The sequence below is a fragment of the Candidatus Bealeia paramacronuclearis genome (assembly GCF_035607555.1).
Taxonomy (GTDB): Bacteria; Pseudomonadota; Alphaproteobacteria; order UBA9655; family UBA9655; genus Bealeia; species Bealeia paramacronuclearis.
The window spans coordinates 766187-785436 of record NZ_JAVHWZ010000001.1 but is presented as its reverse complement, the minus strand read 5'-3'; the positions used below and the strand labels follow the sequence as shown (position 1 = coordinate 785436).

Sequence of the window (19250 nt, the reverse complement as noted above, 5' to 3'; positions counted from 1 at the left end):
AACAGGGGACCCACATGTTAAAATTTCTTATGATTACCTCCTTTTTCTGTATTTTAACGCAGGGATTGAGCGCTGGCTGCCTTGATACCAGTGACGGTTGCCCATTGGGCTGCGCATATAACTACGGTTTTGATAAGGGGTGTGCTCAATGCCAGTACTCTAATGCTAATTGCAGCAGCACTTCAAATTCAGGCTCTCAAGGCGTAAAGGCAGGAAAGCTTCCTGTACGTAATGCACACCACGAAGGTGAGTAAAATCGTCTCTGTGTGAAAATCTAAATCCGCCGCACAACACCGTGTCGTTTTTTTCCGGCAGAGAGTTTAGCAAGCCCTTCTTCAAAATCGGAGGGGGCGAGTTTTTGATTTTCATCACTTAGAACAGAATCGTTCAAACGAGCTCCACCACCTCGAATAAGGCGGCGTGCCTCACCATTACTGGTTGCCAGGCCCAACTCACGGAAGGCATCAATGAGCAAGAATCCAGACGTAATCTGTGATAAAGAGATCTCAATATGAGGCAATTGGGCGTGATCCAGTGAACCTTGAGATTCGAAAAGATCGTGCGCGGTTTTGCGTGCCTCCAGTACCGCTTCGTCCCCATGAACAAGGCGCGTTGTTTCATCGGCAAGCATTTTTTTGGATTCATTAATTTCAGCGCCTTCACGTTTTTCCAAACGTGCGATCTCCTCCAGTGGAAGGGTTGTAAAAAGGCGCAGGAATCGGCCCACATCTGCATCTTCCGTATTGCGCCAGAATTGCCAAAAGTCAAAAGCCGAAAGCTTATCAGAATTAAGCCACACAGCCCCTTGCGCGGTCTTCCCCATTTTGGCACCGCTTGAGGTGGTAATAAGAGGCGTAGTCAGGCCGAATCCTTCAGATTGCCCCAAACGGCGCACAAGATCCACACTAGAGACAATATTCCCCCATTGATCCGCACCTCCCATTTGAAGGCGACAATTGTATTTTTGGTTGAGCTCTAGAAAATCGTAGGCTTGAATCAACATGTAGTTAAATTCTAAAAATGTGAGCGGCAGTTCTTTTTCAAGTCGAGCTTTAACGCGTTCAAAAGAGATCATCCGATTGATGGTAAAATGCTTGCCATAATCTCGCAAAAACTCAAGATATTTGATGTTTTTGAGCCAATCATCATTATTGAGAATGACGGCATCTGTAGGGCCATCCCCCACTTTCAAAAGACGGTGGAAGATTTTAGAGATGCCAGTGATGTTTTTTTGGATGGACTCTTCATCTAACATTTTCCGCATTTCGTCTTTGTCGGAAGGATCGCCAATTTTTGTGGTCCCCCCCCCTAAAATCACAATGGGTTTGTGCCCCATTTTCTGCATCCAATGCAAAAGCATAATTTGGACGAAACTTCCTACATGAAGGCTGTCCGCGGTGGCGTCAAATCCGATATAGCCAATGATGGGTTTATTATTCAAAAGTGCTTCATCCAGCTCATGGGGGTGAGTGACTTGATTGATAAAACCACGGGCGTTAATTTCTTGGAGGAAGGGAGATTTATATGATGTCATGATGCGGACTCGATATGGCTTTCTTCAAAAGGGGTGCCTTTGACCATGTAGTGAATGGACTCGGCGATATTGGTGCATTGATCACCAATGCGCTCAATGTTTTTTGCAATAAATAAAAGATGTGTACAAGGGCCAATATTGCGAGGATCCTCCATCATATAAGTGAGAAGTTCTCTCAAATAGCTCATATACATCTCATCTACCTCCTCGTCTAATTGCCAAATGCGATAGGCGGCTTCAAGATCAAGATCAACGTAGGCTTTTATCACGCCTCGAATCATCTCAAGTGGAATTTTGACCATGCGCGGCAAAACATAAACCGGAGTGACTTCTGGAATGTCATTCAGTGCAAGTGCACGTTTGGCCATATTGGCGGCATAATCGGCAATACGTTCAATTTGATTTGAGATTTTAAGGGCAGCTACAACACGCCTTAAATCTGCAGCCACTGGCTGACGAAGGGCGAGAATCCTGACTGCAAGTGCATCAATTTTCCGCTCGAGTTGATCGACTCCTTGATCAAGATCAATCACGGCTTTGGCAAGCTCTGTATTCCGTGTTATGACCGACTGGATAGAGTCTTGAATTTGGCGCGCAGTGGCCTCGCCCATTTCCACGATCATATCATCCAGATCTTGGAGCTCTGTATCATAGGCTTTAACGATATGTTCTGACATGAGCGTCTCCTTATTAACCATAACGGCCAGTGATATAGCCCTGGGTGCGTTCATCTTGGGGGGCTGTGAAAATGAGGGAGGTGTCTCCAGCTTCGACCAAATCTCCCATATGGAAAAAGGCGGTTTGTTGAGAGACGCGGGCAGCTTGTTGTAAGCTATGAGTCACAATTACAATGGTGAAATTTTCCCGTAATTCATCAATTAATTCTTCTACTTTGGCGGTGGCAATTGGATCAAGAGCTGAGCACGGCTCGTCCATCAAAATGACTTCAGGACTCACGGCTACCGCACGCGCGATGCAAAGCCGCTGTTGTTGTCCACCGGAAAGGCATGTGGCGGGATTGTCAAGGTGATCCTTGACCTCTTTCCAAAGGCCGGCCCGCTCAAGACTTAATTGAACGATTTGATCAAGTTCGGTTTTGTTTTGGTAAAGGCCGTGAATTTTAGGGCCATAGGCAATATTTTGATAAATGGATTTCGGGAAAGGATTGGGCTTTTGAAAGACCATTCCCACCCGTGTTCTTAATTCAACCACATCAACGGTGGGTGCATAAATATCTTCACCGTCGAGCAACACTTGTCCTTCAATGGTGACATCTGAAATCGTATCATTCATTCGATTCAAACACCGCAAATATGAGCTTTTCCCGCAACCGGAAGGACCAATGAGCGCTGTCACTTGATTTTGAGGAATCCCCAGCGTAATTCCGTGAAGCGTCTCTTTGCTACCATAGCGCAGTTTTAAATTATTCGTGGCCATTTTCATTAAAATCATTACCCTTTTACCAATGGTGCTCAAATCGTTTGCGGAGGATAATAGCTCCCCCATTCAAAATTCCCAAGAGAAGAAGCAATGCCATAATCGCACCCGATGTATTTTCTACAAATCCGGGTTCTGCACTTCTGGCCCACGCAAAAATTTGAACAGGTAAAGTGGTTGCGGGATCCCAAATACTGTGAGGCGGTTCTGCAATAAAAGCCACCATGCCAACCATGAGAAGAGGGGCCGTTTCTCCTAAAGCGCGCGCAATTCCTAAAATTGTTCCTGTTAAGATTCCAGGAAGTGCTAAGGGGACCACGTGATGAAACACGGCTTGAACATGGGAGGCCCCAAGTCCCAAAGCCGCATCGCGAATATTTTGAGGAACTGTCTGAAGGGCGGTTCGTGTTGAAACAATAATGATGGGCATTGTCATAAGGCCCAAGGTCAGTCCCCCCACCAAAGCAGAAGGTCTTGGGAGATGAAATATATTAATAAAAAGGACCAATCCCAAAAGCCCAAAAATAATGGAGGGGATGGCGGCCAAATTATTAATGTTGATTTCAATCCAATGAAGGAGGCGATTTTTAGGCGCAAACTCTTCCAAATAAATGGCTGATCCCACCCCCAACGGAAATGACGTGAGAAGTGTAATGAGGATTACAAAAAGAGATCCTAAAAACGCACCTCCAATGCCTGCTAGCTCTGGTTCCCGAGAATCGCGTCCAAAGATGAATTGCCAATTAAAAACAGAACGCACATTTTCTTTCTCCTTGAGAATCTCCAGGACTTTTATTTGGGGCTCATTCAAACGCGACGTTTTTCCTTTGAGGTAAAGATCCACTTCATCGGACGCTCTCAGCCAAAGGTATCGCGTTTTTCCATGAACCAATGGATCCCGTACAATTTCATTTTTAATTTCTTGGGGGGCATTATGGCTTAAAAATCCCAAAATTTCATGAGATGAAAGATCAGGGGTTGAGCTCCCCAACTCAGACCGTAAGGCTTTGGCGATTTCGGTTTCAAAACCGTCTCCATCAAAATAAAGGGGCAGTGCAATTTCATGTCGGATATAAGCAGTGTAACCATCTTTGACGATTGAAACGAGAAAGAAAATCAAAAAAAGAAGGGCCATACCAATGGAAAGGAGCCCCAACGCTTGAAATCCCTTTTCATAAAAATGCCGCATTTGAAAGCGAGATTTGGATTTCGCCTTAACCATATTTTTGCCTGTAGTGGTTCACAATTTTTAAAGCCATCATATTAAGTGCTAACGTCATGATAAACAAAACAAGCCCCAATGCAAAGGCCGCTAAAGTTTTAGGGCTATTGAATTCTTGATCGCCGGTGAGCAAACTCACGATCTGAACGGTGACTGTTGTGACTGATGCAAAAGGATTTAAGGTGAGTTTTGCAGCCATTCCTGCTGCCATCACCACAATCATCGTCTCCCCCACAGCGCGGGACATCGCGAGTAAAAACGCGGAAATAATACCTGGACGTGCAGCCGGAATAACGACTTTCATAATGGTTTCAGAAGACGTCGATCCCAATGCCAATGCGCTATCTCGAAGAGCTCTGGGAACAGAATGAATGACATCGTCACAGAGTGAGGAGAAGAAAGGGAGAATCATAATGCCCATCACAACGCCTGCATTGATGGCGCTTTCTGAGGCAATTGGGATGTGCAAAAACTCTCCGACACATTGAAGATGGGGAGCCAAAATAATCGCTGCAAAAAACCCATAAATGACGGTGGGAATTCCCGCTAAAATTTCAAGAAGAGGCTTGATCGTATGGCGCGCTTTTGAACTTGCATATTCAGACATGTAAATCGCAGACATCAGCCCCAAAGGTGCGCTAATTCCAAGGGCAATAATGGTAATGAGAAAGGTGCCCGTAAAAAGAGGAATTGCGCCAAATCCTAAAGGATTCCCTGTAACAGAGGAGACCTGAGGGCTCCAATGAGTTCCCAAGAAAAAATCAAGGGGTGAGACAAATTGAAAAAACTTAAGTGCCTCAAAAATGATCGAGAAGAAAATTGCAAAAGTCACAATAACGGCGGAAATTGCACATCCAAAAAGAAGCCCGCGGGTGAGACGATCCATCGTTTTTCTCAAGGCATAATGAGGATGACGGGGTAAATTTTTCATGCCTTTTTAAATTTCACCGATGAGAAAAGTTAAGGTGAATTTAGACGTCATCTCAAATGGGCGCAAGGAAAATTCAACTTCAGAAAAACAAACTCACATGGGCTTAAGCTCTCTTTTTAGCCGTAGGTGCCCCGTGGCGTACCTGACTTCTTTTTTGAGAAAATAGGAGCGAACGATGTGTGGTTGAAACAATATTTGACATCCTCTTTTGATTAATGATCAATAAAAAAGATATGTGTAATTTCAAATAATTAAAAATATTTTGGATTTTTTTCTTAAAATCATATTGAATTTAAAAAAATCATACCTATATGTTTATTAATATATTTATTTTTTTTGTGAGGTCGTTGTGTTTAAGAAATCATATTTTTTTATCTTCTTCTTTAATTAGTCTTGTTTTGCTTCTTGGAAACTCTGCAAATGCAATGGACGAAGAGGAAAAAAAACATTTTGCGCCCCGGAAAGACGACAAAGCTAAATATCCACTCAGCAATCCTTCCCCTCAAAATAACAGGGAATACTATGGAGGTTCATACGCTGAATATGAAAATCCTTATAATCCTTATGCTTTCTATGAGTATTATCCTCAAGATATGAACTCTGGCTATCATGGGTATGGCTATGGTGGATATGGAGATGAAAATAGCAATGCATATCTATATGTTCCAAGTAATGGAAACTTCTTAAACCAAGCTCTTCAACATTTAGGTGGATCCTTTCTTCTTTCAGCAAATCAAAATAAACCCTCTCAAAAAAAATATTTAAATAAGAACGCAAATCCTTTCACTCCTAAAGATAATAAACCTCAGTCTATAGAAAAGGGGAAGACGCTTTTTGAATCGTCAGAAATAAAAAAATCTCCCTCAAAGAAACACGTAAAAGAGAAAAAAGTGAATGCTCTTCCTTCGCCTCCTTCATCAATCTCTTTCTCACCCAAAGGAGATTGGGGCAAACCTTTAAATTCAAAAGCGGAAAAAAATGAGGTAGAACCGCAGTCTTTATTAGGATCTTCTTCAAATCAATCGAAAAAAAATCCTAATAAAAAACACGAACATTTAGAAAATTATATCTCTGAAAGTGGAAATTTTATAAACGAAAAGGAAATTCTTCCGAATTTTGATGGGGTTAAGTTCGATAAAATTCCTTCTTTTCTTAAAGAGCATAACATTCGCACAGTAGGGGAGCTTAGACAAAAGCTCTCTAAAATGAAGCCTACTGATGTAGATGTTTTTTATCAGCTTGCAACCTCATTACGCCATAATCAACAAAATTGGTGGGGGTTGGCTGAAGAAATCCTTAAAACACTTGCTAATAGCCAAAACATACCGGATGAAAAAAAAGCTTTTTCTTATTTAGGATTAGCTAAAATAGCGGCTCGGCGCAATGAAACAAAAAATGTTATGCGACATCTACAATCAGCTTTAGAGGTGAAGGGAAATTTTCCAAAAATACTTCTTTGGGGAGGGGCTACTTATTCCATTTTGGATCAAAAAAAGAAAGGCGCAGATCTTCTAAGTCGCGCACTTAATCATGATAATATTACGAAAAAGGATAGAATTAAAGTCATCATAGGTCTCGGGAATGCGCGATTCACCGATCCTCATCATGAACGAGCAGACTGGTACCAAGAGGCTCTCAAAATCCTTGGGAAGGAGGGAGATGTCAATCTTCGCGCTCAAGCCCTCATTGGTCTCGGGAATGCACGATTCACCGATCCTCATCATAAACATGACTTTGACTGGTATCTAGATGCTCTCAAAATCCTTGGGAAGGAGGGAGATGTCAATCTTCGCGCTCAAGCTCTCATGGGTCTTGGGAATGCGCGATTCACCGATAATGATCATACATCTAATACAGACTGGTACCAAGAGGCTCTCAAAATTCTGGGGAAGAATGGAGATGTCAATCTTCGCGCTCAAGCTCTCATGGGTCTCGGGAATGCGCGATTCACCGATCCTCATCATGAACGAGCAGACTGGTACCAAGAGGCTCTCGCAATCCTTGGGAAGAATGGAGATGTCAATCTTCGTGCTCAAGCTCTCATTGGTCTCGGGAATAAACGATTCACCGATAATGATCATACATCTAATACAGACTGGTACCAAGAGGCTCTCAAAACCCTTGGGAATAATGGAGATGTCAATCTTCGCGCTCAAGCTCTCATTGGCCTCGGGAATGCGCGATTCACCGATAATGATCATAAACATGACTTTGACTGGTACCAAAAGGCTCTCACAATTCTTGGAGATAACGGAGATGTCAATCTTCGCGCTCAAGCTCTCATAGGTCTCGGGAATGCGCGATTCACCGATAATCATCATACATCTAATACAGACTGGTACCAAGAGGCTCTCAAAATTCTGGGGAAGGAGGGAGACGTCAATCTTCGCGCTCAAGCTCTCATTGGTCTTGGGAATGCGCGATTCACCGATAATGATCATAAACATGACTTTGACTGGTACCAAAAGGCTCTCACAATTCTTGGAGATAACGGAGATGTCAATCTTCGCGCTCAAGCTCTCATGGGTCTCGGGAATGCGTCAAGGTCAATGAAAAAAAACGAAGAGGCCATAACTTATTATAAAGATGCACAAAAACTTGTAGGAGCGAATTCTTCTCTTTACAATAAAGCCAGCGATGGCATTAAAAACGCTTCTATGTTTTTAAATTATAACAACAATAAAAAACAAAATCTAAGAGGAAAATAATGCAAATACGGTAGGCTAAGCCTTTCTTAAACTTGGAAAAACAAGAAAGAGGCTTAGCCAATGAGATATAATATTACTCCGGCAATAAAACAGATGACGTTAGGAGGCGTAGGTGACTTCTTTTTTGAGGAAATAGGAGCGAACGATTTCGGGGCAATTTTGGGTGCCAAAAAGATATTTTGTGATGTTGTTTTTGAGTTCCGTTAAGGATTTGGCACGTTTACGCCCAACGGCATTGCTTTTCACATCTTGATTCAAAAGCTCATCCGGATTCAAATCTGGGCTGTAAGAGGGCAGAAAAAATACCTCAATTTTTTCTTTGTTTTCCTTCAAAAATTCACTGACCACTTTGGCATGATGGACTTTGTGATTGTCCACAATCAAAAATACTTTTCTCTTTGCCATAGGTGGGATTTTCGCGGCGCACTCTCAAAACAAGCTGAAGTTCTGCCTCTCTCCAGCGCGGTTTGTTGAGATTTCGTGGCCTTTTTGAAGGGGGAACACTCCCTTTGTTAAGGTCCTTCAGGATCTTCTTGTGGCGGTAATACGTTGCGCGGGACATGGCGCAAATTTCTTGGCACGTGGAATCACAAACGTTTTCAGATTTCAGCTTTTCCCAGCGCCTTACACCTCCTTCATACCGTTTGCGATAGACGTCCAAATAGTCTTGTGTACGCGCATATGCATAAAGCCTATGCATATTTTTATGTAATCCGTGGATCCTCATCATGTCCTCTATCAATAGGTTTTTTACCACGAGTTACGCAGTTTGCAGGAGAAGAGAGAAGAGATAAGGTGAGAGGGAATATTTATTAAATGAGAAGAAATGATGTCTCGACACAAATGCACAAAATCACTTTATCGTTCATTTTTACAAGCCAGCAGTGTGCGCTATTCAGGGTTGGCACTTTCGGAGGTGTCACCGATTCCATTGTCGCATGACAGCGTCAATCGATGGTTGAGTTCTAGTGCATTGCGTCCGAGCGGAGTGTGGAATCTTACTCAATCTCTTATTAACAAGAAAGAACCTTGTTTTTTAGTATGTGACGATACAATTTTGGATAAAAATCGGAGCGAGAAGATAGAGCTTGTGCATTATCAGTATTCTGGGAATGCCCATGATGTTATTGCGGGGATAGGTCTTGTCAATTTGGTATGGCATGGCCTGAGGAGTCATGACTCTATTCCTGTTGATTATCGTATTTATGATAAAGCCAGCGATGGCAAAAGCAAGAATGACCATTTCAGGGAAATGTTAAAGCTGGCTCAAGACAGAGGGATAAATCCGGATGACGTGGTTGCAGACGCTTGGTACTCGAGCTTGAATAATCTGAAGGCCATTGAATCCATAGGCTGGACATGGGTGATGGGGTTGAAGAAAAACAGGAAAGTGAATCGTGGAGAAACTCTTGAAAAGCTGGACATTCCAGATGAAGGACTGAAAGTTCACTTACGCGGATATGGATGGATTACTGTTTTCCGGTTTGTTGCCAAAAACGGTCGCACGGATTATATCGGAACCAATAGGGATAATCCCTCTCGTGATCATATTGAACTGGTCATGAAATCGCGTTGGAAAATCGAAGTTTATCATCGGGAATTAAAGCAAACATGCGGTCTTGAACGCTGTCAGTCTCGCACGGGACGAGCCCAAAGAAATCATATATTTCTTGCCATTTCGGCTTGGATTCAAAGATTTAAAAGACGACTTGCTGGAGGCTTCTCTTTTTATCAGCAGCAGTGGGATGTTATTAAGCATGATATCTCTAGAGAAATAACAAAACTCATGTCTTTCGCTTAGATTCCCACCCTTTTGCTGCAAACTGCGTAACTCGTGTTTACATTTCCTATTCTTGAGGCCTGGTTTGGGTGTGGCAATGGAGATGAGCCTCGCTACAGCGCAATTTGAGGGCGCGCTCAGCTCATCTCCATCCCTCCCAATCCTGTCTCACTTCTATCTGAACTCGGACATGTCAACTGGAGCACCTTCTGAAAAACAGAAAGCATCACACCCCAGAATCGTCAGGCTGAATTATTTGGCTGCGCCGCCGTTCCGGTCAGCAGCTCAATAGGTTTCAGTAAAATTCAGTAAAAAAGATCCCGAAACAAGTTTAGGATTCTATATTTGTTTGATTTTAAATTCTAAATTATAATTTCTTCTTGAGGCAAACTTTTTTATGAAGTAACCCTGCATATTTTCATTGACTTTCTAAAAAAATATTTTTATAAGTTATTTGTTTTTATTTTTATTATAAATATGTATGAGTAAATTATTATGAAATCTTATAACTTTAATTTGTCTGTTTTTTTAACCACATGCTCTCTTTTTTCTCTCACTCTTTTACCAGCTTATGGAATAAATGGTGGCAAAGAAGAAGAGCTAGAATTTGAAGAAAAAACTACAATTGCGCCCCACAAGAATTATGAACAAAACAATAAATTCCGTGAAAAATTTATTAATGAGTGTCTTCGTAAACTCAATCATGAAAATATACAAACTTTCCTCTCAGAATTATCAAATATGAATGAGAAGGAAAAAATAAAGAGAATGGACGATTTGCAAGAGGTTATTGAATGTGAATTGGAAAGAGAAGAAAATAAAGGTAAATTTTCTATAAAAGAAATTCTTGACGCAATCAATTCACAACAGTTGAAAGAAGTTAAAAAACAAAAACAGGCTTCTAAAATCTCTCAATCATCTAATGAAATAATCGATTTGAATACTAGTCAAAATAAAAATTTGAACAATATTTCTAAAGACGGATCTAAATTTAATTGGGAGGGTCTTCCCAATGAAATAAAAGAATATATTATGAGTTTTATAAGAGATTTGAACCATAGATCAAAAGTTGGTCTTGTATCCCTAACATGGTATAAAAAATGGTGGTTTCCATATGTAACTCAAGACGAACAATTCAAAAACATCTATAGAAAACTCACATGTGATGATGAATACAATAATAAAAATATAGAATATAATTCAGAAAAGGAGGAAAAATTTAAGCTTAGTCTAGCAAGAACTATTCTTTCCATAATTAAAAATACTGAAGAGAAGAATAAAAATGAAAAAATTTCTTTTTTGAGTAATGATTTTAGAACAAGAAAATTTTTTACAATAAATCACATGAAAGATCGTGAGGAAGATTCTTTCCAGACGTGGACAAGATATTTGAATAAAGCCGCAACAGGCACCTCAGTTTATGGAGATATCCTCCAATTTGTCTACGCAGATACGACTCTTGATTGTGACATAGGTTATTTGCAGGTTTGTGATGATCCAGATTCCTCTTGGTATGGTAAAACTTTAATTACACGATTGGATCCAGATGATGTAAAGTCCGAGCATTATGCAGCATCCAGCGAAGTACTTGAACTTTATTTCAAGAATAATCCCTATGTCTCAAATCTTTTTTTAAATTTTCAAATTCCCCTTATAGAAGAAGGTTTGTCAACCGTATTTGATGTGCTAGAAAGTAGTAAGATTAAACGCTTAAAACTTAATTTAAGCTACCTCGCCGCGAAAAAAGAATTTGATGTTATAAAATATATTGCGCAAAGGTTGAAAGAAATTCCTTCTCTGAAAAAACTTGAATTCGTATATACTACTGGCGAGGACAGCGACTTAAAGAATTTAGCAGATTTGATGATTAGCTCTCTTGACGAGGTAAACTTTGAGTTTGCTAACGATGTTTTCCGTAATGAGGATGCGAAAGATTTTGGATTTTTACTTAAGAATAATATGTCGCCAAAAAAGGTAAACTTGAGCGGCTGTGAATTAAAGCCCTTTGGTCTTCAACCTATTGCAGAGGGTTTAGCTTACAATACGACTCTTGAGAAATTGAGTATAGGTGCGAACTGCTTTGCTACGGACATTCATAAAATATTCGCAAACTCTTTGAAGACCAATAAAACGCTCAAGGGTTTAGATCTTTCTGTAACCTCAAATTTTTCAGATACTGAAGCCAAAATGTTCGCAGATGCTTTGACGAAAAATAGAACATTAGAAAGGTTAAATCTTGCGTGGTGTGCAATGACGGAAAAAGGATTATTATTTTTTGCAGAAATGTTAAAGATAAACAAGAGTCTAAAAATTTTGAATCTCTCGATGCAAGGAACTCTGAATGGTTCTATTTTTTCTCCGACTCCGTATCCACCTGAAATAATAAAGTCATTTAGAGAGATTGTTGAGAGCCGCCCAGAACTTGTTGTAATTCTTGGGGGTCCCAATGATAAGATTCATATTCAATCAACGACTCAAAAACAAAATTATAAAAAGGAATAAGATGAAAGGAAGAGCTTTCCAATGACAGTAGCTCCCCGACGCCACGACATTTCAGATGATGCCTGGAGTTTTTTAGAGGTCATGGGGAGGGATTGCTAAGGATAATCGCCGTTTTATTAAAGTTTAGAAAAAAGTAGGGAGACTTGAATATGCTTAAAATTTCAAGCATTACCCTTTTAATTTCAAGCTGCTTTAGATTTATAGGGGTGGGAGTCATTTTTAGAGAGTGCCAAGGGAAAGCGAATATCTTGTGTTAAAGGTCCGCTTTTAATAAGGCCGGACACATTGATGTGAAGCTCTTGAGTTTTAGCGTCAAACGCTTGAATATCGACTTTAACGTTTTGAAAACGGGGTTCAATAGCTTGGATTGTAATCTCCAAAAGCGAGGCCACTCGTCCCCACTCTTGGGCATTGGCGGCATCAAAATAGCTAAAATCGGGAAAGCCCAATAAATCTGGCATTCCATAAATTAAAACATCGTCAATATGAGATTCATAAAGGCTCCGCCGCACGGTGCACCTCGTATTGAGCATAATCTTTAATTCTGTCATCACGGATTGAGAGAGCTCGTGAGAATTTAATAATACCTGAGTTGAGTCCCCAGAGAAACCCGGGGCTTTAATGCGATCAAAGAGGGGGGCAGTGGCCCCCCGAAGATTTTGAGTGTTTTTCATGAAATTACTAGTGCGAGGTGTTAAACAGCATCACCGCCGCCGCCACCGCCACCGGAATCACCTCCACCCATGGTGAAATCACCGGTGGTGAAGTCAATTACAGACTGTGTTTGGCCTTGCTGTGTTCCATCATCCTGTTTATAGGAGATAATGGTTTGCGTCCGCTTTAAAGGGCGAAATGCCAAACGTGCGCGATCGGATGTATTCCCTTGAGCATCTTTCACTGTTACGTAATGATAAAGTGTAAATAAGCAATTATCATATTCAATTTTCTCAAGGGTTTTTGAGCCTTTTTGGATTTGACCAATCCGCTGAATAATAATTTGTGGAATATTTTCACCATTGGACAAAGCGTTAATCATGTTGCTCAAACCATTCACGCGGGGAATTTCAATTCCCACCGCCGAGGACTGCATACGTCCCCCTGTGAAAAGCTGGTTAATCGCATTGGGATTGACAGCTCGCGACAATCTTTCTGTGAATCGGTATAATCGAATGCAATTTGCATAGGCACCTGTACCGCCTGAGGCACCGCCTTGGTCCGTTGAATTTGTATAACTGCCAATTTGGACGACAAAATCGGGAAGTTCGATCCCAACCGCCGTGGGATCCGTAATCCATTGCTCCATAAAGCTCTCTGAGTCAGCCATTTTCTTATCCTTTCACGCTCATTTTTTTCATTTTTATCCGCTTAAAGCTGGGTTACAGGTGGTGGCAATGTTGCGACCAAACGAATGGATGCTGTGAGCTCCTCCAATTGGAAGTGGGGTCTTAAGAATACCACAGCTTTGTAACTTCCGGGTTTGCCTGGGACATCCAAAACGTCCACCCGCGCTTGACGGAGTGGGAATCTTGACTTGACCTCCAGAGGTGCCACATCTGACAAGAGAACGTATCCACCAATCCAGTTGTTGAGATAGTGAGAGACCTCTTGACGGGACATAAAGCTTCCAATTTTATCCCGCATCATGACTTTAATATAATGTCCAAACCGTGAGGCATTGAGCATATAGGGAAGACGCGCTGAAATTGCAGCATTGGCATTTGCTGAATCTTCATCATAGATCTTAGCTCTTTGAGTAGTTTGACCGCCAAAGAAAGCCGCGTAGTCCGTTCCCTTGCAATAGCACAAAGACATAAAGCCAAGATCACTAAGCTCTTTTTCACGGCGATCTGTGATAGCCACTTCCGTTGGAATTTTGACTGTCATATCACCGCCTGAGGTTTTGTAAGTATAGGCCGGAAGATCAGAAACCATACCGCCGCCTTCAACACCGCGAATTGCTGCTGTCCATCCATAAAGAGAGAAGGCCTCTGTAATCCGTTGTCCCAAAGCATACGCAGGGCTTCCCCAGCAGAATTTGGAATTGACTGTTCCGTCTACATTTTCTTGATAGTTAAAGGTATCGACAGGCACCGTATTGGGGCCATAAGGAAGACGCATCAAAACGCGCGGCATTGTCAGTGTAAAATACCTGGAATCATCTGTGTCTCTAAAGCTGTTCCATTTGATGGCGTCCGTACTATCAAAGAGTTTGGCCATATCTCGAGGTCCACTCAATTCCGTAAAGGAATCCATAGAGAACATCGTGGGATTGGCGCTTGCAATAAAGGGAGCCAGAGAAGCCGCAGCCACACCTGAAATTAATGTGGCTAATTCGATGTCTTGTGGATTTCTGCCAAAGTCATAATCCCCAATAAGGCATGAATAAGGATTTCCACCATAAGTGCCATATTCTTCTTCATAAACTTTTTTGAAGAGCTGGCTTTGGTCAAATTCTACGGCCGTCTCAAGGTCGTTCATAAGCTCGTGTTTTGTCGCACACAAAACACGAATCTTGAGCTTCTCTCCGGTTTCTGAGTTCATCACAAGATTATTAAGACCGCGCCAAGACGCCTCCAATTTTTGGAAGGTAGGAGCTTGCATAATGGTGTCCATTTGTGAGGAAAGTTGACGATCAATATTTGCAATTGAGCTCACAATGAAGGCATAGGTATCATCACCCACGCTTCCCTTGGACGCACTTGCAACTTGATTGACAAACTCTGCCAACATTGCCTTTGCCGCAAGAATTTGACTTTCATCACGAGCCATACGACCTTGTGTCATAATTTGATTTACAAGACCTCCAGCGTTTGAGTTTCCTCCACCTGAAGTTCCACCACCAGAAGTTGGGGCTCCGCCGCCACTTCCTTTTGTTGTTGGAGTCTTATCGTCTGCCATTGTAACCCCCTGTTTTTAATTTTTTATCTATGTGTTGTGTCTAATTTTATTTTGAGGACATGCCCAATTCTTTTTGAGCTTGTGCCAATTGATCCGGATTATCGATGAGATTTCTCAGCTGCGCATCCAAAGCATCATTTCCATCCAACTTGGCCAAAAGATCGGAGAGTGCAACGCGACTTTGATAAAGGCTATTGAGCTGAGGAACATTTTGCACAATGGTGCCAGGATTAAAATCATCCATAGAATTAAAAAAGAGCTCTATATTGAGATCAGGTGCACTTCCGCCTAACGTATTAGCCACTCGAATCGGGAGCCTGACGCCAAGAGAGGCCATTACACCATTGAAATTATCGCGATCAATCTCGACGAACTTCCGGTCTTTTAATTTGGGAAGAGGGTTCAAGGGTTGTCCCGCAAGATCCGCTAAAACCCCTACCACAAAGGGAAGTTCTTTTTTGATAACGGCATTGCCGACCTGCACATCATATGTAATTTGAACACGTGGTGGACGAATTCTGCCTATTTTTTGTTGTATACTTGCCATGGTTTCCCCCTCACTTTTTTTTATGGATCACATTCAAAAAAATTGAACGCTCTTTATATTCCTATTAAACGACACATATGATTAAAATTCTGTAAATTTTTAGAAGATTTTTTTCGCATACAATTTTTTTGATTTTTCTTAAAAAGAATGCAATTGAAGAGATGATACTACAAAAAAAACAATTATGAAACGATTATGCTTCAGGATAATTAAAAATTTAGTTCTGAAGGTGGCGTATCAAAGGGATTTTTTCGTTTCCCAAGCATTTTTAAGGAGATGTTGAAATAATTTATCATGATGATAGTCGCTTGGGGGATGGTCTTGGGGAAATTCAGACAGCTCAACCGCGAGGTTTTCAATTGGCCCATTGGTAAATGTGACTAAGATCGTCTCTGTTTTTAATATTAATTCCAACACATCTTGCATCCAAATGCGCTTGCCCTTAAAATCCGTCAACTTTAGGACAATAAACAAAGGCGCTGAAGAATGATCCAAGCATTTCATAATTTCTCACAATCCTGGATTGCAAAGGGATTCCTTATTATTGTTGCTCTGAGCTTTGGCGCCTTTTTTGGTCAATCAGACTTTTTCAGAAAGCATGATCCCAATGCCATTGTTGCAGAAGTGGGAGGACATGCCATTGGTCGTGAGACCTTGCAGATGGAAATTCAGAAAAAACTTCGGGAAATTCAAGCGCAAAGTGGTCAAACAATTGACCCTGCACAAATTCAAGCTCTAAACCTTCCTCGGATGGTTTTGGAAAATATGATTCAATCGAGCCTTTTGGCCCAAGAGGTGGAACGTCTTAAATTAATGGTGCGTGATGAAGATGTTGTCTCGGCCCTTCAGAAAATCCCAGCGTTTCAAGATGATAAAGGTAACTTTAGTCGGAAGAATTTTGAGATCGTCCTTCAAAATAATGGCTTTACGGAGCAAATGTTTGTAGACCAAATGCGAGACGATCTTCTGCGAGAGCAGCTAATTGAGGCGATTAAATCTGGAGTGACGGTACCAGCTATTATGGCAAATCATCTCTTTAATGCGGAATATCAAAGCCGCCAAGCTGCGATGGTAACCTTTAAGCCCGAGACGATGCCTGCTCCAAATGTTCCAGCTGAAACTGATCTTCAAACTTATTATAATGAGCACAAAGATCAGTTTGTGGCTCCTGAAATGCGTTCGTTTACGGTCCTTTTAATTAATGCCAATGATATTGCTAAAGAGATCATTCCAGGTGAGGACGATATCCAAGCGGAATATCGCGCAAAAATTGCGCATTACGAGAACAAGCCATTGGCAGAGGTAAAAGACAAGGTCATTCACGATCTTCAAATGCATCAAGCTGTGGATAAGATTTATGAGCTGACACAGAGCCTTGATGATACTTTGGCAGGAGGCGCGACATTAGAGGAAGTGGCCAAAGCGCATAAACTTTCCACGATGAAAGTCGAAGCTGTGGACGGACAAGGGACAACTCTTCAAGGGGATGCATCACCTGCGTTTAAGGGTGTGGATTTCCTAAAAGATGTTGTTTTGGCCACCGCTTTTTCGACAGAAGATGGACAAGACAGCAATTTTATTGACGGCCCTCAGGGAATCCATTTTCTGGTGCGCGTTGATGACGTAAAACCTTCCCAAGCCCAAACTTTTGCTGAGGCAAAACTTCGGGTGGAAAAGGCTTGGACGCTCGAGCAACAAATTCAAGAAGCAGTGACCCGTGCGAAAACTTTGGCGCAAGATATTAATACGGGAATTAAAAAGCCTACCATGCTGGAGCTTTTGCCCAACTTGATTTTGGCCGAAGGGAAATCGACTTTGCCAGAGCAGGTTCAAGAAGCCATTATGACTCTAGCGCTAGGTAAAGCAGGCGTTGTCCCCGTGAAAGACGGTGTTGCAGTTGTGGTTTTGAATCAGATTATTGAACCTTCGGAAACGGTCAAAACTGAAAAGTTTGACGGATTCAAAAAAGATATTGAGAAACGTCTTGCATCGGATGTTGTGAACGACTTTGTCGATGCGCTTCGCGTACAATTTCCTGTTCGAATTAATTCAGCGGCTCTTAAAATGCTGACCCAATCCAATGAGGGGTGAGAAAAAAATTGCTCTGTTACTTTTGATTTAAGGAGCAGATTGAACGAATGCTTATATTTTGTGCTCAGCTTTGTGGTTGTATTAACTCGGTCAACTATTGTGTCGGTAACAAACGACATATTTTCATTGACAATAAAGGGTGAGGGCTATAGAAGAGCCTAATAGAGTTTTAACGCCAGTCTGCGAAGGTTCGTGCACTGGCGTAAGTTGCGTTAAGGATCTTGAATGTTCGACAATTTGTCACAGCGTCTTACTGGCATCGTCTCCCGTCTCAGGGGGCGCGGTGCGTTAACGGAAGCCGATGTCAAAGAAGCTCTCCGTGAAGTACGCATTGCTTTGCTCGAAGCAGACGTTTCGCTGACCGTTGTCAAAGACCTCATTCAAAAAATTCAAGAGCAAGCCATTGGGCAAGACATTCTCCGTGGAATTAACCCCGGGCAATTGGTCATTAAAATCGTTCATGATCATTTGGTCGAGTTTTTAGGACAAGAGGTTCAAGAGATTGAGCTCAAGGCTCAACCCCCTGCTGTCATTTTAATGGCAGGACTTCAAGGCTCGGGTAAAACCACGATGTCTTCGAAGTTGGCCTATTATCTTTCAAAAAAGCTCAAAAAGAAGGTTTTGATGGCCTCCCTGGACATCTATCGGCCTGCCGCACGCGAGCAATTGGAGACTTTGGGAAAGTCTATTGATGTTGCAACTCTCCCCATTGTTGAATCGGAAAAGCCCTTAGTCATCACCGAACGCGCATTAAAAGTAGCACGCACAGAAGGTTATGATGTTTTAATTCTCGATACCGCTGGACGTCTTCATATTGATGATGAATTGATGACGGAAGTTGAACACGTCAAGAAACTCGCGAACCCCGTTGAAACTATTTTAGTGGCAGATGCCATGACCGGTCAAGATGCGGTCCTTATCGCTAAAACGTTTCATGAGCGAATTGGCCTGACCGGTATTGCCCTTTCCCGAATTGATGGAGATGCAAGAGGTGGTGCGGCCCTTTCCATTCGTGCGGTTACGGGATGCCCTCTTAAGATTCTGGGCACCGGTGAACGCGCGGATCAATTCGAGCTTTTTCACCCCGAGCGCATTGCCGGGCGCATTTTAGGCATGGGCGATGTCGTCTCTCTTGTGGAAAAAGCTATGGAGAACGTGAATCAAGAAGATGCTGAACGCTTGTCCAAAAAAATGCAAAGTGGAAGTTTTGATCTGGATGACATGGCTCTTCAACTCCAACAAATGGGGAAGATGGGTGGAATTGGCGGCATAATGGGCATGCTTCCCGGAATGGGGGCACTCAAAGATAAAATGGCAGACGCCAGCATCGATGATAAAGTCATGGCGCGTCAAATAGCCCTTATTCGTGCGATGACGCCTTGGGAGCGCAAGAATGCCAAAATATTAAATGCATCGCGGAAACGTCGCATTGCCAAAGGCAGCGGATCTTCGGTACAAGACCTCAACCGTTTGCTCAAAAGCTATATGCAAATGAGTGACGTGATGAAGCGCATGAATAAGCTTGGTAAAAAGGGCTTAATGCGCCAGGGCCTTCGGGCTCTTATGCCAACAAAAATGATGTAACCCAAAGAAAGGAAAA

Annotated in this window: 16 protein-coding genes; 5 read left to right on the top strand and 11 right to left on the bottom strand. The window is 42.0% G+C overall.

The window, feature by feature from the left end:
• Nucleotides 1-274: 274 nt before the first annotated feature.
• From tyrS to pstC, 5 genes are read right to left on the bottom strand one after another with little or no spacing between them, the layout of a single operon-like run.
• Nucleotides 275-1534, bottom strand: a complete 1260-nt coding sequence (gene tyrS, locus Bealeia2_RS04010; RefSeq protein ID WP_331255826.1) for a tyrosine--tRNA ligase — start codon at nt 1532-1534, stop codon at nt 275-277.
• Nucleotides 1531-2211 (bottom strand): phosphate signaling complex protein PhoU, encoded by a 681-nt coding sequence (gene phoU, locus Bealeia2_RS04005; RefSeq protein ID WP_331255825.1) that lies wholly within the window; start codon nt 2209-2211, stop codon nt 1531-1533. Before phoU ends, tyrS begins: the two co-directional genes overlap by 4 nt.
• Before the next feature lie 13 nt (nt 2212-2224).
• On the bottom strand, nt 2225-2986 hold the full coding sequence (gene pstB, locus Bealeia2_RS04000) for a phosphate ABC transporter ATP-binding protein PstB (protein WP_331255824.1): 762 nt from the start codon (nt 2984-2986) through the stop codon (nt 2225-2227).
• Nucleotides 2987-2993: 7 nt separating this feature from the next.
• Nucleotides 2994-4193: a phosphate ABC transporter permease PstA gene (gene pstA, locus Bealeia2_RS03995; protein WP_331255823.1), complete on the bottom strand. Its 1200-nt coding sequence runs from the start codon at nt 4191-4193 to the stop codon at nt 2994-2996.
• On the bottom strand, nt 4186-5124 hold the full coding sequence (pstC, locus tag Bealeia2_RS03990; RefSeq protein WP_331255822.1) for a phosphate ABC transporter permease subunit PstC: 939 nt from the start codon (nt 5122-5124) through the stop codon (nt 4186-4188). Before pstC ends, pstA begins: the two co-directional genes overlap by 8 nt.
• Nucleotides 5125-5549: 425 nt before the next feature.
• Here pstC and Bealeia2_RS03985 point away from each other — a divergent pair, with 425 nt between their 5' ends.
• Nucleotides 5550-7832, top strand: a complete 2283-nt coding sequence (locus tag Bealeia2_RS03985) for a tetratricopeptide repeat protein (RefSeq protein ID WP_331255821.1) — start codon at nt 5550-5552, stop codon at nt 7830-7832.
• Between the two features lie 99 nt (nt 7833-7931).
• On the opposite strand, the gene Bealeia2_RS10530 is transcribed toward Bealeia2_RS03985, so the two are convergent.
• Entirely contained in the window at nt 7932-8180 is a 249-nt protein-coding gene (locus Bealeia2_RS10530) for a transposase (protein WP_414437828.1), read from the bottom strand.
• Nucleotides 8170-8562, bottom strand: a complete 393-nt coding sequence (locus Bealeia2_RS03975; protein ID WP_331255820.1) for a hypothetical protein — start codon at nt 8560-8562, stop codon at nt 8170-8172. The genes Bealeia2_RS10530 and Bealeia2_RS03975 overlap by 11 nt, the downstream gene beginning before the upstream one ends.
• 99 nt (nt 8563-8661) lie before the next feature.
• On the opposite strand from Bealeia2_RS03975, the gene Bealeia2_RS03970 reads away from it, so the two are divergent.
• Entirely contained in the window at nt 8662-9633 is a 972-nt protein-coding gene (locus Bealeia2_RS03970) for an IS701 family transposase (protein ID WP_422388038.1), read from the top strand.
• A 474-nt stretch (nt 9634-10107) separates the two neighbouring features.
• Nucleotides 10108-12114, top strand: coding sequence for a leucine-rich repeat domain-containing protein (locus Bealeia2_RS03965; RefSeq protein ID WP_331255819.1), 2007 nt, complete (start codon nt 10108-10110; stop codon nt 12112-12114).
• A gap of 182 nt (nt 12115-12296) precedes the next feature.
• Here the strand turns inward: Bealeia2_RS03965 and tssE are convergent, their stop codons facing one another.
• Genes tssE through tssB form a run of 4 tightly spaced genes read right to left on the bottom strand, consistent with a single transcriptional unit; the run spans nt 12297 to nt 15559 of the window.
• A complete protein-coding gene (gene tssE / locus Bealeia2_RS03960; RefSeq protein WP_331255818.1) occupies nt 12297-12788 on the bottom strand; it encodes a type VI secretion system baseplate subunit TssE in 492 nt (163 codons plus the stop codon).
• Between the two features lie 20 nt (nt 12789-12808).
• The gene (locus Bealeia2_RS03955) at nt 12809-13438 is read right to left on the bottom strand and encodes a hypothetical protein (RefSeq protein WP_331255817.1); all 630 of its coding nucleotides are present in this window, start codon (nt 13436-13438) and stop codon (nt 12809-12811) included.
• A 41-nt stretch (nt 13439-13479) separates the two neighbouring features.
• The gene (gene tssC, locus Bealeia2_RS03950; protein ID WP_331255816.1) at nt 13480-15012 is read right to left on the bottom strand and encodes a type VI secretion system contractile sheath large subunit; all 1533 of its coding nucleotides are present in this window, start codon (nt 15010-15012) and stop codon (nt 13480-13482) included.
• A gap of 46 nt (nt 15013-15058) precedes the next feature.
• Nucleotides 15059-15559, bottom strand: coding sequence for a type VI secretion system contractile sheath small subunit (gene tssB / locus Bealeia2_RS03945; protein WP_331255815.1), 501 nt, complete (start codon nt 15557-15559; stop codon nt 15059-15061).
• A gap of 486 nt (nt 15560-16045) precedes the next feature.
• Between tssB and Bealeia2_RS03940 the strand changes: the two genes are divergently transcribed.
• Nucleotides 16046-17650, top strand: a complete 1605-nt coding sequence (locus Bealeia2_RS03940; protein ID WP_331255814.1) for a peptidylprolyl isomerase — start codon at nt 16046-16048, stop codon at nt 17648-17650.
• 225 nt (nt 17651-17875) lie between these two features.
• Nucleotides 17876-19234, top strand: a complete 1359-nt coding sequence (ffh, locus tag Bealeia2_RS03935; protein WP_331255813.1) for a signal recognition particle protein — start codon at nt 17876-17878, stop codon at nt 19232-19234.
• Nucleotides 19235-19250 lie beyond the last annotated feature (16 nt).